The 13,986-nt window shown below is 58.6% G+C and carries 12 protein-coding genes; 5 read left to right on the forward strand and 7 right to left on the reverse strand.

The genetic code is table 11. The features are described 5' to 3' along the window. Positions 1-106: 106 nt before the first annotated feature. The 6 genes from PMI23_RS20550 to PMI23_RS20575 all read right to left on the reverse strand — a co-directional run bounded on the left by PMI23_RS20550 (position 107) and on the right by PMI23_RS20575 (position 7,024). Positions 107-1,681 (reverse strand): ABC transporter ATP-binding protein, encoded by a 1,575-nt coding sequence (locus PMI23_RS20550; RefSeq protein ID WP_007912309.1) that lies wholly within the window; start codon positions 1,679-1,681, stop codon positions 107-109. 9 nt (positions 1,682-1,690) lie between these two features. Beyond that, complete coding sequence (locus tag PMI23_RS20555) at positions 1,691-2,713, reverse strand: ABC transporter permease (RefSeq protein ID WP_007912307.1); 1,023 nt, start codon at positions 2,711-2,713, stop codon at positions 1,691-1,693. Further along, positions 2,713-3,774 (reverse strand): microcin C ABC transporter permease YejB, encoded by a 1,062-nt coding sequence (locus tag PMI23_RS20560; protein WP_007912305.1) that lies wholly within the window; start codon positions 3,772-3,774, stop codon positions 2,713-2,715. The genes PMI23_RS20555 and PMI23_RS20560 overlap by 1 nt, the downstream gene beginning before the upstream one ends. Continuing rightward, positions 3,774-5,642, reverse strand: coding sequence for an extracellular solute-binding protein (locus tag PMI23_RS20565; RefSeq protein ID WP_007912304.1), 1,869 nt, complete (start codon positions 5,640-5,642; stop codon positions 3,774-3,776). The genes PMI23_RS20560 and PMI23_RS20565 overlap by 1 nt, the downstream gene beginning before the upstream one ends. Positions 5,643-5,775: 133 nt before the next feature. Next, positions 5,776-6,057 (reverse strand): peptidylprolyl isomerase, encoded by a 282-nt coding sequence (locus tag PMI23_RS20570; RefSeq protein WP_007912303.1) that lies wholly within the window; start codon positions 6,055-6,057, stop codon positions 5,776-5,778. 97 nt (positions 6,058-6,154) lie between these two features. Beyond that, entirely contained in the window at positions 6,155-7,024 is an 870-nt protein-coding gene (locus PMI23_RS20575) for a lipase family alpha/beta hydrolase (protein WP_007912302.1), read from the reverse strand. Between the two features lie 335 nt (positions 7,025-7,359). Here PMI23_RS20575 and PMI23_RS20580 point away from each other — a divergent pair, with 335 nt between their 5' ends. Further along, positions 7,360-8,439, forward strand: a complete 1,080-nt coding sequence (locus tag PMI23_RS20580; protein WP_007912300.1) for a hypothetical protein — start codon at positions 7,360-7,362, stop codon at positions 8,437-8,439. Positions 8,440-8,494: 55 nt separating this feature from the next. On the opposite strand, the gene PMI23_RS20585 is transcribed toward PMI23_RS20580, so the two are convergent. Further along, complete coding sequence (locus PMI23_RS20585) at positions 8,495-9,571, reverse strand: 3-deoxy-7-phosphoheptulonate synthase (RefSeq protein ID WP_007912298.1); 1,077 nt, start codon at positions 9,569-9,571, stop codon at positions 8,495-8,497. Between the two features lie 616 nt (positions 9,572-10,187). Between PMI23_RS20585 and PMI23_RS20590 the strand changes: the two genes are divergently transcribed. From PMI23_RS20590 to uvrC, 4 genes are all read left to right on the forward strand, one after another. Beyond that, positions 10,188-10,946, forward strand: a complete 759-nt coding sequence (locus PMI23_RS20590; protein WP_007912293.1) for a carbon-nitrogen hydrolase family protein — start codon at positions 10,188-10,190, stop codon at positions 10,944-10,946. Further along, positions 10,946-11,389: a GNAT family N-acetyltransferase gene (locus tag PMI23_RS20595; RefSeq protein WP_007912292.1), complete on the forward strand. Its 444-nt coding sequence runs from the start codon at positions 10,946-10,948 to the stop codon at positions 11,387-11,389. The genes PMI23_RS20590 and PMI23_RS20595 overlap by 1 nt, the downstream gene beginning before the upstream one ends. Positions 11,390-11,516: 127 nt before the next feature. Next, positions 11,517-12,158, forward strand: coding sequence for a response regulator transcription factor GacA (gacA, locus tag PMI23_RS20600; RefSeq protein WP_016984198.1), 642 nt, complete (start codon positions 11,517-11,519; stop codon positions 12,156-12,158). A 2-nt stretch (positions 12,159-12,160) separates the two neighbouring features. Further along, positions 12,161-13,984 (forward strand): excinuclease ABC subunit UvrC, encoded by a 1,824-nt coding sequence (gene uvrC, locus PMI23_RS20605; RefSeq protein WP_007912288.1) that lies wholly within the window; start codon positions 12,161-12,163, stop codon positions 13,982-13,984. The last annotated feature ends 2 nt before the right edge of the window (positions 13,985-13,986 follow it).

Raw genomic sequence — 13,986 nt, forward strand, 5'->3', positions numbered from 1 at the left:
CAGGGTTCTCGGTCGTTCACACCTGTTGTGTACACCGCAGCCCCTTGTGGGAGCTGGCTTGCCAGCGATGGCCGCGACTCGGTTTCACGTCGATCCCCGATTATGCCTACCCCGGATGCGCCGCCGCCAACAGCTCTTTGGTGTACGGATGCTGCGGCGCATCGAACACATCATGGCTGGCGCCACGCTCGACCACTTTGCCGTCCTTGATCACGATCATGTCGTGGGCCAGGGCGCGCACCACCGCCAGGTCATGGCTGATGAACAGATAGGTCAGACCGTGTTTTTCCTGAAGCTGGCGGAGCAGGGCGACCACTTGTTTCTGCACCGTGCGATCCAGCGCCGACGTTGGTTCGTCGAGCAGGATCAGTGCCGGTTTCAGCACCAGCGCCCGAGCGATGGCAATGCGTTGGCGCTGACCACCGGAGAACTCGTGTGGGTAGCGATGGCGACTCTCGGGGTCGAGGCCGACTTCTTTAAGCACGCGGATCACTTGTTCGTCGCATTCATCAGCGCTCGACTCGCAGTGCACTTCCAGGCCTTCGCTGATGATCTGCGCCACTGACATGCGCGGGCTGAGACTGCCGAACGGATCCTGAAACACCACCTGCATTTGCCGGCGCCACGGCCGCATCTGCTTCTGATTGAGGCCGTCGAGCGCCTGGCCCTGAAAGCGGATACCGCCCACGGAGTCGAGCAAACGCAGGATCGCCTGACCCAGCGTCGACTTGCCTGAGCCGGACTCGCCGACGATGCCGAGGGTCTTGCCACGCTGGATGCTCAGGCTGATGCCATCCACCGCCCGCAGGTATCGCTTGCGCTGAAACAGACCGCCACCGACGACAAACTCAACCTTCAGGTCATCGACCTCCAGCACGTTTTCGCGTTCATCCCGGGGCAGGGCTTCGCCTTCGGGTTCGGCGTTGAGCAGCACGCAGCTGTAAGGATGTTTCGGCTCGGTAAACAAGGTTTCGCAGGGCGCCTGTTCGACGATTTCCCCGGCCTTCATCACGCACACGCGCTGGGCAATACTGCGCACCAGATTGAGATCATGGCTGATCAGCAGCAGCGACATGCCCAGGCGTTGCTGCAGGGATTTGAGCAGCAGCAGGATCTTGCGCTGCACCGTCACGTCGAGCGCCGTAGTCGGTTCATCGGCGATCAATAGCTCCGGTTCGCAGGCCAGCGCCATGGCGATCATCACCCGTTGCCGTTGGCCGCCGGAGAGTTGATGCGGGTAAGCCTTGAGGCGTTCCTTGGGTTTCTGGATGCCCACCAGTCCCAGCAGTTCGAGGATCCGCGCCTGCGCCGCTTTGCCGCCGAGGCCACGGTGCAGCAGCAAGGTTTCGCCGATCTGCTTTTCAATGGTGTGCAGCGGATTCAGCGAGGTCATCGGCTCCTGAAAGATCATGGCGATGCGGTTGCCGCGCAACTCGCGCAAGACCTTGGGATCGGCGCCGATCAGTTGCTGTCCGCGATAGCGAATGCTGCCAGTGGTTTGCGCTTCGCTTTCGGGCAGCAATTGCAGAATCGAATGGGCGGTCACCGATTTGCCCGAGCCCGATTCGCCCACCAGCGCCAGACATTCGCCGGGGCGGATGTCCAGACACAGGTCGCGCACCACGTTCTGGCCATGGAAGGCGACGTTGAGGTTACGGATTTCAATCAGGTTGTCAGTCATGGCCACGCTTCAGGATCGAGGGTCGAACGCGTCGCGTAACGCTTCGCCGATGAACACCAATAAAGAAAGGATCAGCGCCAAGGTGAAAAACGCTGTCAACCCAAGCCACGGTGCTTGCAGGTTTTGTTTGCCCTGACCGATCAACTCACCCAGCGAGGCACTGCCGGCAGGCATGCCGAAACCGAGAAAATCCAGCGCAGTAAGGGTGGAAATCGCCCCGGTCAGAATGAACGGCAGGTAGCTCAGTGTCGCATTCATGGCGTTGGGCAGAATGTGCCGGAAGATCACCTTGCGGTCGCTCAGGCCCAGCGCGCGGGCGGCTTTGACGTATTCCAGGTTGCGTCCGCGCAGGAACTCGGCGCGCACCACATCCACCAGTGCCAGCCACGAAAACAGCGCCATGATCCCCAGCAACCACCAGAAATTCGGTTCGACGAAACCGGAGAGGATGATCAACAGATACAACACCGGCAACCCCGACCAGACTTCCAGCACGCGTTGCCCGAGCAGGTCGACCCAGCCGCCGTAGTAGCCCTGCAAAGCCCCGGCGGCGATGCCTATGAGGGCGCTGACAAACGTCAGCATCAAGGCAAACAGAATCGACACCCGTGCGCCGAAAATCACCCGCGCCAGTACATCTCGCGATTGATCGTCGGTGCCCAGCCAGTTGACCGACGTCGGCGGGCTCGGCGCCGGTTTGTTGAGATCGTAGTTTGGTGTGTCGTCACTGAATGGAATCGGTGGGAACAGCAACCAGCCGCCGTCCTTGCGAATCAGCTTCTGCACATAGTCGCTGCGGTAATCGGCCTGGAACGGCAGTTGCCCGCCGAACTCCTGCTCGGTATGCCGCTTGAACACCGGGAAGTACCACTGGCCCTGATAGCTGACGACCAAAGGCTTGTCATTGGCGATCAACTCACCGCCCAGTGTCAGCACAAACAGGCCGATAAACAGCCACAGCGACCACCAGCCACGGCGGTTTTTCTTGAAGCGTTCGAAGCGCCGACGGCCCAACGGCGAGAGCTTGAACATCAGGCGTTCCTCGCGGCGAAATCGATACGCGGATCAACCATCGTGTAACACAAGTCACCGACGAGTTTTATCAGCAGGCCGAAAAGGGTGAAGATGAACAGCGAACCGAACACCACCGGATAATCCCGCGAAACTGCGGCTTCGTAACTCATGCGCCCAAGACCATCGAGGGAGAAGATCACTTCGATCAGCAAGGAACCGGCGAAGAACACACTGATGAACGCCTGCGGGATGCCGGACACCACCAGCAGCATCGCGTTGCGGAACACATGTCCGTAGAGCACGCGACGTTCGCTCAGACCTTTGGCGCGCGCGGTGACCACGTACTGGCGAGTGATCTCATTGAGAAACGAGTTTTTCGTCAGGATGGTCAGTGTGGCGAAACCACCAATCACCAGCGCCGTGACCGGCAACACCAAGTGCCAGAAATAGTCGGCAATCTTGCCGAGAGTCGACAGTGATTCGAAGTTGTCCGACACCAGGCCACGCACCGGAAACCAGTTCAATGACGTCCCGCCGGCGAACACCACGATCAGGAACATCGCAAACAGAAACGCTGGCATTGCATAGCCGATGATGATCGCCGTGCTGCTCCAGATATCGAAATGACTGCCATGGTGCACAGCCTTGCGGATTCCCAACGGGATCGACACCAGATAGGTGATCAGCGTCGCCCACAAGCCGAGTGAGATCGTCACCGGCATCTTTTCCAGAATCAGGTCGGTGACCGTGGCGCCACGGAAGAAGCTTTTGCCGAAATCCAGTTGCGCGTAGTTCTTCAACATCAGCCACAAGCGTTCGTGAGCCGGTTTGTCGAAGCCGTACTGTTTTTCGATGTCCTTGATCAGTTGCGGATCGAGACCGCGACTGGCGCGGGAAGTACCGCTCATGGTTTCGCTGGCACCACCGCCGACACTGGCGCCACCGATCCCTTGCAGGTGGGCGATGGCCTGTTCCACCGGACCGCCGGGCGCGGCCTGGATGATCACGAAATTGACCAGCAGGATGATCACCAGCGTCGGGATGATCAACAGCAGGCGCCGTAGTATGTAACCCCACATCAGTGCGGTCCTCCGGGTCTGCCACGGGCGATCTTCTCGGCCGTCATCTGTTGATTGGTCAGCGGCGTGCTGCTGATTTCCCACCAGCTCTCGATGGCTTCGTCATTGCTGGCTTGCACCGACGGTATGCCGAAGCGGTTCCACCACACGGTCGAGGTGCCCGGTGGATAGTAGTTGGGAATCCAGTAGTAATTCCATTGCAGAACGCGGTCCAGAGCATGGGCGTAGCGCAGCATGTCGGACTGCGTGGAGGCGCGGATCAGACCGTTGATGAGCGTATCCACGGCAGGGTTTTTCAACACCATGTAGTTGTTCGCGCCCGGGTCGTTGGCCGATGCGGAACCGAAGTAATTGAGCAACTCGCCTCCCGGTGAAGTGCTGACCGGATAGCCGGTGACGATCATGTCGTAGTCACGACTCATCAGGCGATTGACGTATTGCGAAGAGTCGATGCGGCGAATGTTCAGGTCGATGCCGATCTGTTTCAGCGTGCGCTTGTACGGCAGCAGCAAGCGGTCCATGCCGTTCTGGCTGACCAGGAAGGTGAAGGTCAGCGGCTCGCCCTGGGCATTCACCAGTTGATCGCCATCCGGTTTCCAGCCAGCCTGTTCGAGCAATTCGAGGGCCTGTAATTGTTTGTCGCGGATCAGGCCGCTGCCGTCGGTTTTCGGTGCTTCAAAGACTTTGCTGAAGACTTCATCGGGAACCTGACCGCGCAGCGGTTCGAGAATTTTCAGTTCCTGCGCATCGGGCAATTCGCTTGCGGCCAATTGCGTGTTGGAAAAGTAGCTCTGCTGACGGATATACATTCCGCGCATCATCTGCCGGTTGCTCCATTCGAAGTCCCAGAGCATGGCCAGGGCCTGGCGCACGCGGCGATCGGCGAATACAGGTTTTTGCAGATTGAACACAAACCCCTGGGCCGACTGGGGCGCCTCGGTGGCCAGATGCGCTTTTTGCAGGCGTCCGTCGCTCAGTGCGGGGCTGTCGTAGCCGATCGAGTAGCCGGTGGCCGAGAACTCGCGGTTGTAGTCATAAGCACCACCGCGCAGCACTTGCCGGGCGACGTCGGTATCACCGAAGTACTCGATGCTGAAATGATCGAAATTGTAGAGGCCGCGACTGACCGGCAAATCCTTGCCCCACCAGTCGGCGTTGCGCTCAAAGGTGATGCTGCGCCCTGAATCGACTTTGCCGACTCGATAAGGGCCGCTGCCCAGGGGTGGTTCATACCCGCCACCCCCGGCGAAATCGCGGCTCTTCCACCAGTGCTCGGGAAATACCGGCAGGGTCGCGACGTCCAGTGGCAGGGTGCGGTTTTCATTGCTCTTGAAGTCGAAACGCACGGTCAACGGGCCTTCCACTTCGACGCCTTTGACGTCAGCAAACTGGGTGCGATAACGCAGGCTGCCCTGGGTCATCAATAAATCGTAGGTGTAGCGTACGTCTTCGGCGGTAATCGGCTTGCCATCAGCAAAACGTGCCTTGGGATTGATGAAAAATCGCAGCGACAGACCGTCATCCGAGCGCTCCATCTTTTGCGCGACCAGTCCGTAAACCGTGTAAGGCTCATCCAGCGAACGCTGGGCCAGCGGCGAATAGAGCAAACCATCGATCTGGGTGACGCCGATGCCTTTGTCTATATAAGGAAGAACATGATCGAAGTGGCCGATTTCGATGGCAGAGCGGCGCATCGTCCCGCCCTTGGGCGCTTGCAGGTTGGTGTAGTCGAAGTGACTGAAGCCGGCAGGGTACTTGGCGGGTTCGCCATAAACAGTCAGCGCGTGTTGCGGTGCAGCGTTCGCGCCGGTGGCGCCCGTCAGCAGGGCGAGGGCGGTGAGCATCAATGTGGGGAAAACCAGTCGCATTGTCAGCCTTGGAACCGGGAAATCGATAAGCGCAAGTTGTACGCGAGAGGCGCGCCAGTCGCCAGCCGTATGTGTAACTGAAACACAACGGCCCACCAGAAGGCGGGCCGTTGATAAGCAATCAGGCGACGGATCAGTCCTGACGGCTGGTGACTTCCAGCAGGTGATAACCGAACTGGGTTTTCACTGGACCTTGCACGACGTTGATTGGCGCGCTGAAGACCACGGTGTCGAATTCCTTGACCATCTGGCCAGGACCGAACGAACCCAGATCACCGCCCTGGCGGCTGGACGGGCAGGTGGAGTTGGCTTTGGCAACTTCGGCGAAATCAGCGCCACCTTCGATCTGGGCCTTGAGTTCGTTGCACTTGTCTTCGCTGGAAACCAGGATGTGGCGGGCAGTGGCTTTAGCCATGGGGAAACTCTCCAATCTATTTCAGTAAAGTGTGGAGCCTACCGGATTCAGTGGGCGAATTCTCGGCAAAGTTCCGTTCGATTGTCCGCAGCTTTGCTCAGAGATTCGCGGCGTGCAGACGTTCGGCGTGTTCAACGTACAGTTCAATCGGGTCGGGCAGGGTCGTGATGGGACCGGCCGTGCGGCGCAGGCTGCCCAGATGGTCCAGCGGATAGTCGGAGCGGATAACCTGCCCCAGATGAGAACTGAAGCGACCGACGAAACCGTCATTCTGCTGGGTCTCGGTCATGAAGTATTGCGATAGCGCATGGCAAATGTTCCGGGTCGGATCGAGTGTCGATGGACTGTCAGCCGGCAGGACGCCGCTCCATGAGTAATAACGCACACCATTGACTTGCTCCGCGCCGTGGCCGCCCCAGCTCCCGGGCAACCCTTGAGGAAACTTGTCGTTGAAATCGCCCACGCCTTCGGTAGTCAAGGCATTGAGTGCCGCCAGCGCGTTTTGCGGCAATCTTGCACTGCCACTGAGCAGCGAAAGAAAGTTGCCGAACAGGGTCGCAACATTCTGTGCGACCGCCTCGGGCAGTCGCCCGGGCACCAGTGCCTTGCGCAGAAAGTCGGCCAGCTCCGAACCGTGGTTCGGACCGCTGACAGAAGTCACCGAGGCTACCGCGTGTGGCGCAAGCGCCGCAGCGTATCGGGCAGCCAGTGCGCCCTGGCTGTGTCCGATGAGATTGACTTTTTCGGCACCTGTGCCCCGCAATACACGATCAATCTGTGCAAGCAGTTGTTCACCTCGTATTTCGTTTTTGTGGGTGGCAGAGAGGTGCGGAACAAACACTCGGCTGCCGCCGGCTTTCAGCGCGTTCTTTACGTCATGGAACAGCTCGAAATGACCAATGCGCTCAAATCCGAACAGGCCATGTACCAACAGGACGGGATAACGAGTTGAAGCATTCCGTTGCATGTTCTTACCTTTTTCGCAGAAGTTCATCGGGGAGTACCGAGGCCACTCTAAAACACTCGTCTCGTTGACGAAGTAAGAAGAGGCTTCTCTTGGCCGTTGAATCTGGACTAGGTGCTGTACGAATTTTCAGATACTTATGAAATCCGAATCGGAAGTTGCGGCCATCTTTCGCCCGGTTGATAGCGGTTTTGTGCAGTTTGCCTACCCAGTTGGAGGCCTTTGCCCGGAACCTGCGGCGGATCGGGCTGACATCGAAAATGTGAGAGGGCGGGTTAAATGTTGGCTGTCGACGCCGTCCACCTACACGGCGTTTTTTCCAAGGAATGGAGCCACCAATGCACACGCATGAAGTCGAGTTTTGCTACCGGATGCGTCACCCCGTCAGTCCCTGTGTGGCGAACGAACTGCTGCCAGCGGCAACCCTGGATTGTCTGGAGGGGGCGGTGCTGGACCCTTCTCTTGGCAAGGTCGTTGCCCGTATTGCCCCTTATGCAAACATGACCTGTGGCGATCAGTTGCTGTTGAGTTGGGACGGTCTGGATATAGAGGGCTTTGCTTATCAGCATGAAATGGTTCGTTATGTCAGCGAAGCCCAGGTCGGCAAGGATGTCGTTTTCGTTATCAAAGGCATGCACATCGCGGCGCTGGATGGCGGCTCGCTGGAGGTCTACTGGAAGCTGCTCAGTGCGGGCGCGTCCGTCCCTGCGCTATCTGCACGGGTGCAATTGTCTGTGGGAGATACTCCGCCGCAGTTGCTTGCACCAGTTGTCGAGGGGGCGATAAGGGGAACACTGGATCCGGAGCGAGTGACGGAAGGCACGCTAATCGTGATCCAGCCTTACGCCCGAATGGCGGTGGGGGATCGGGTCAGGTTGCTGTGGGGCGCTGACGCACTGCCCGCAGCGTTCAGCGACAGCTTGAAGGTTGAAGCCTGTGCTGTCGCTGACGTGCTGTCGTTCTGGGTTGACGGGGCGCACATCGCAGCGCATCTCGGTGGCGAAGTGATGGTGAGCTATCGAATCGAGCAGGCCGGTGGAGCAGTGCGAAAATCCGAGGTGACAAGAATCCTCGTCGCTCCGCTCCTTCGTGGTGAACTGGATGCTCCCGACGTGCTGGAAGCTGAAAATGGCGTGTTGCTGAAAGAGGATTCAGTCGATGGTGTCACCGTCGTGATCGGTAATGCCCAGACGCAGGAAGGTGAGCTGGTTTATCTCAAGTGCGACGGCGATCTTTTCAACCACCGGGATGACCGTGAGATCACTCGGGAGACGGCGGGAAAGCCGCTGATCTTTATCGTGCCACACCGGTTCTGGCGTGAGCACCATGGCACGACCGTGCGTGTGGCCTACACGGTTGAGCGTCTGGACGATGTCAGTCAGGCATCGGCGGTGGCGCAGGTGCAAGTGGAGGCATAGCGGGAACGTGGTCAGCCCTCCGGATTGCACTGAATCTGGAGGGCAAGCCTGGTTGTCAGGCTTTTACCTGTGCCGCCAGGCGTTGTGCGGCGTCAAGGAGCAGGTGTTCCGTTGCGCTGAAACCGAGGCAGCCATCGGTAATCGACACCCCGTAACGCAGGGACTCGCTCAGTGGCTGGCAGCCTTCGAACAGGTGCGATTCAATCATCATGCCGATCAGTGCGCGATCACCTTGCAGGCGTTGCTCGAGCACTTCGTTGAATACGCCTGGCTGGCGCAATGGATCTTTGCCGCTGTTGGCGTGGCTGCAGTCGACCATGATTCGGCCTGGAATCTTCAGTCGGTTCAGGTCAGCGTGGATTTTTGCCACGCTCTCGCGATCATGGTTCGGCCCTTTATGGCCCCCGCGCAATACCAGATGAGTGTCGGGGTTGCCTGGCGTTTGAATGATGGCCGGATGACCTTGGCTGTCGACGCCGAAATGCCGGTGCGGATGGGCTGCCGAACGCATGGCGTCAACCGCAATGGCTGCGCCGCCGTCGGTGCCGTTCTTGAAGCCGACCGGCATGCTCAAACCACTGGCCATCTCCCGGTGAATCTGCGATTCAGTGGTGCGGGCGCCAATGGCCACCCAGCTCAACAGGTCATCGAAGTAGCCGGCGGCCATCGGTTGCAGCAATTCTGTGGCCACCGGCAAGCCGAGACGGATCATTTCCAGCATCAGCTCGCGTGACAGAGTCAGGCCGCCAGCCATGTCATCGCTGCCATCCAGGTGTGGGTCGTAGGCCAGACCTTTCCAGCCGACCGTGGTGCGTGGTTTTTCGACGTAGGCGCGCATCACCAAGAGCATTTCGCCGCTGACTTCTTCAGCCAGTCGAGCGAGTTTGCCCGCGTATTCGAGTGCCGATTGCGGGTCGTGGATGGAGCAGGGGCCAACGATAACCAGCAGTCGCGGATCTTGGCCATTGAGAATGGCACGAACCGCCTGGCGGTGGTTGGTGACTTGCAGGCTTAAGGCATTGCTAAGGGGCAATTGCTGTTTGAGTTGCAACGAGCTGGGCAGACGCAGGGTCAATGCTTCGTTGGCAGGGTTCAGGGTGGACAGTGGCAGAGCAGAAACGGACGAGTTCATATTCGGTCTTCCTGGGCTGGCGGCGGGTTCTTCCCGCGCACTCGGCCCTACTGGGGTGTTCGACAGTTGGCCGTATTGGCTATATGTGTGTGCTTGCCACCTGTAGGTGACCGATCGGAGGCGGCAGGCTGTCCCGAGCGGAAGCTGGTAAATCGCCAGGCGCTAAAGCTGTCGTAACGGTAATAAGTGGCGTAGTTCATTTCGTGAATCCTCAAAGTGTCTGGTGTGTTGCTGAAAAAGTGGGGGGCTGAAAAAACAAAACCCCCGGTCGGGAGGCCGACCGGGGGTTGAGAATTCTCTGGTAGGCGACCCGTTTTTATGGGCGCCGTTTGGGTATCAGGCGCGCCAGTGGCTAAACCAATACCCAAAATAAAAGCTGATCGGGGCGCAAACGTCATTCACCCGGGCAGCCGCAACCGAGCGCAGGGCGCTGGCGGTACGAAGCTGTGAGAGGGCGTTGAACATGGTCTGTCTCCGATGAATGGGCCGAGCTTACTAGAGGCTGATACGCCTCAGCAATCAGAAATTGCTATCGCCTGATCAACAAAACGCCTATTGCTAGAGTCACGCAAGAGTGGTGACACTCTGTGCTTTGCTTGATTGCCAAGGATGAAACGTGTCGACATTGACTATTGCTGCTGCCCAGACCATTTCCATCGCCGGTGATCTTTCTGCAAACATTACCCGGCATGGTCGCTTCATTGAGATCGCTGCGCAGCAAGGCGTCGAATTGCTGGTTTTCCCCGAGTTGTCGCTGACTGGCTACGAGGGAGAGGTGGCGGCAGCTTTGGCGATAGACCCGCAAGATGCCGTGCTGCAACCTTTGAGGGATTTGGCCCGAGCGCTTGGTATAACGGCCGTCGTCGGCATGCCGATTCGGCTTGAAGACGGTGCTTCGGTTTTGATCGGTGCCCTCGTCCTGGGCGCTGATGGCTCGCTCGGCGTGTACAGCAAGCAGCATTTGCACTCGGGCGAGGAGCTTGTTTTTGCCCCAGGTGTCGGCGGGCCGACGCTGAACATTGGCGGCGAAGTGATCGCATTGGCGGTGTGCGCCGATTTCTCACATGCCAGCCATGCTGCAGCGGCCGCTGATCAGGGCGCTGGCTTGTACGCGGCCGGTGTATTGATCAGCGAAAAAGGGTACGCAGCCGACACAGCAATACTTCAGGGTTATGCCCGGCAACATTCGATGGCTGTGTTGATGGCCAATCACGGCGGGCTAACCGGTGGATGGCAATCCGCAGGGCGCAGTGGCATCTGGTCTGAAGATGGTTCGTTGGTCGTTGCGGCGCCAGGGGCGGGCGATCTTCTGGTAATCGCCGAGCGCCACGAGGGTGGATGGCAGGGGCGAGTAGTTCCTGTTGTGCAAGCCTGATGACTTTGCGCTTACGTCTCGCAAGTCCAGAGGATCTGGCCTTTGCCCGCGATCTCACCTGTCAGAACATGCTGCGCTACTACATTCACCATGACCTGTTATGGCAGGACGAGGCGTTTGACGTGGCGTGGTCGGGGCGGCAGAACTGGCTGATAGTGCAGGGTGATGTGCCGGCAGGTTATCTCAGCCTCAGCCGGGATATGCGCGCGTTGTACATTCGTGAACTGCAGATTGCTGAAGCGTTTCAGGGGCGGGGCCTGGGTTCCTGGGCGATTGATCAGGTTATCGAGATGGCTCGCAAAGAAAAGCGTCCGGCTTTGCGGCTGACCGTATTCGAAAATAATCCGGCGAGAAACTTGTATGAAAGAAAAGGCCTACAGGTTCAGGGCGCGGACGAGTGTTTTCTGCGAATGCAGCTTGATATCAGTACACATGTGCTCTGAAACCCACGGCCGGCAAGCCTTCAATGATGAATTGAAACTCTTTAAATGATGCTTTCCGCTAGGTCTGTGTGGCTCTTTTTGCTAAGGTGTCCGGCATCCCAATATGACCATATCGCGAGGTGTCTGCTTGATTAGGGTGCTAGTGGTCGATGACCATGATCTCGTTCGTACAGGCATTACACGTATGCTGGCCGATATCGATGGCTTGCAGGTGGTTGGCCAGGCCGAATCCGGGGAAGAGTCCCTGATCAAGGCCCGAGAGTTGAAGCCCGATGTGGTGCTGATGGACGTCAAGATGCCTGGCATCGGCGGCCTCGAAGCCACGCGCAAACTGTTGCGCAGTCATCCGGACATCAAGGTGGTCGCGGTTACGGTGTGTGAAGAGGATCCTTTCCCGACACGCTTGCTGCAGGCGGGTGCCGCGGGTTATCTGACCAAAGGCGCGGGTTTGCCGGAAATGGTCCAGGCCATTCGCCTGGTGTTCGCCGGCCAGCGCTATATCAGTCCGCAGATTGCCCAGCAATTGGCGATCAAGTCCTTTCAGCCGTCCAATGATTCGCCCTTCGACGCCTTGTCCGAGCGGGAAATTCAGATCGCCCTGATGATCGTTGGCTGTCAGAAGGTACAGATCATTTCCGACAAGTTGTGTCTGTCGCCGAAAACCGTGAACACCTATCGCTACCGTATTTTCGAGAAGCTTTCGATCAGCAGCGACGTCGAGTTGACACTGTTGGCGGTTCGTCACGGCATGGTTGATGCCAGCCTCTGACCATGACTGACACATTCGATTCCGGCGCGTTTCTGTCGACAGTCAGCGGGCGGCCGGGCGTCTATCGCATGTTCGACAGCGATGCACGCCTGCTGTACGTGGGCAAGGCCAAGAACCTGAAAAAACGCTTGGCCAGCTATTTTCGCAAAACCGGTCTGGCGCCCAAGACTGCCGCGTTGGTGGGGCGCATTGCGCAGGTCGAAACGACCATCACCGCCAACGAAACCGAGGCGCTGCTGCTTGAACAGACGCTGATCAAGGAGTGGCGGCCGCCGTACAACATCCTGTTGCGCGACGATAAATCCTATCCCTACGTATTTCTGTCCGACGGCCAGTTCCCGCGTCTGAGCATTCATCGCGGGGCGAAAAAAGCCAAAGGCAAGTACTTCGGCCCCTATCCGAGTGCCGGCGCCATACGTGAAAGCCTGAGTCTGCTGCAAAAGACCTTCTTCGTTCGCCAGTGTGAAGACAGCTATTACAGGAACCGCACCCGTCCCTGTCTGCAGTATCAGATCAAACGCTGCAAAGCGCCTTGCGTGGGGTTGGTTGAGCCTGAGGTTTATGCCGAAGACGTTCGTCACTCGGTCATGTTCCTTGAGGGGCGTAGTCACGCGCTGACCAACGAATTGTCGACTGCAATGGAAGAGGCGGCAATCAACCTGGAGTTCGAGCGAGCTGCCGAACTGCGTGATCAGATCGCGCTGCTGCGTCGAGTCCAGGATCAACAGAGCATGGAGGGCGGCACGGGAGATATCGATGTCATCGCGGCATTCGTCAATCCGGGCGGCGCCTGCGTGCACTTGATCAGCGTCCGTGGTGGGCGCGTGTTGGGCAGCAAGAATTTCTTTCCGCAAGTCGGTATCGAAGAGGATGTGTCGGAAGTCATGGCCGCGTTTCTCGGCCAATACTTCATCAGCAGCCCTGAGCGCGATTTACCGAGCGAGCTGATCGTCAACGTGGTGCATGAAGATTTTCCAACTCTGATTGAAGCGATCCATGAGTTGCGTGGTCGCGAGCTGGTCATCAGTCACCGGGTGCGCGGTACGCGTGCGCGCTGGCAGCAACTGGCCGTCACCAATGCCGAGCAGGCGTTGGGCGCGCGCCTGGCCAACCGTCAACACACTGCCGCGCGGTTTGAGGCCTTGGCCGAAGTATTGAACCTGGATGAGCCGCCGCAGCGCCTGGAATGCTACGACATCAGTCATTCCAGTGGTGAGGCGACGGTCGCGTCTTGTGTGGTGTTTGGTCCGGAAGGCGCGATCAAGTCGGACTACCGGCGCTACAACATCGAAGGGGTCACGGCGGGAGACGACTATGCCGCCATGCATCAGGCCCTGACGCGTCGCTTCAGCAAACTCAAGGAAGGCGAGGGCAAGTTGCCGGACATCTTGCTAGTAGACGGTGGCAAGGGCCAGCTGTCGATGGCACGAGATGTTCTCAACGAATTGGCCGTGCCGGACCTGATCCTCCTCGGTGTTGCCAAAGGTGCTACGCGCAAGGCGGGCTTCGAAACGTTGTATCTGAATGATGCAGCGCATGAGTTCACCTTGCGTGGCGATTCGCCGGCGCTGCACCTGATTCAACAGATCCGCGATGAGGCCCACCGCTTCGCGATTACAGGACACCGCGCACGCCGCGGCAAAACCCGCCGTACGTCAACGCTGGAAGGCGTTGCCGGCGTTGGGCCGACCCGACGTCGCGACTTGTTGAAACATTTTGGTGGATTGCAGGAGCTGTCTCGTGCAAGCATCGAAGAGATCGCCAAAGCCCCGGGGATCAGTAAAAAGCTCGCAGAGTCGATTTATGCAAACCTGCATAGCGAGTAGAA

Origin of the sequence: Pseudomonas sp. GM24 (assembly GCF_000282235.1) — a bacterium.
GTDB lineage: Bacteria > Pseudomonadota > Gammaproteobacteria > Pseudomonadales > Pseudomonadaceae > Aquipseudomonas.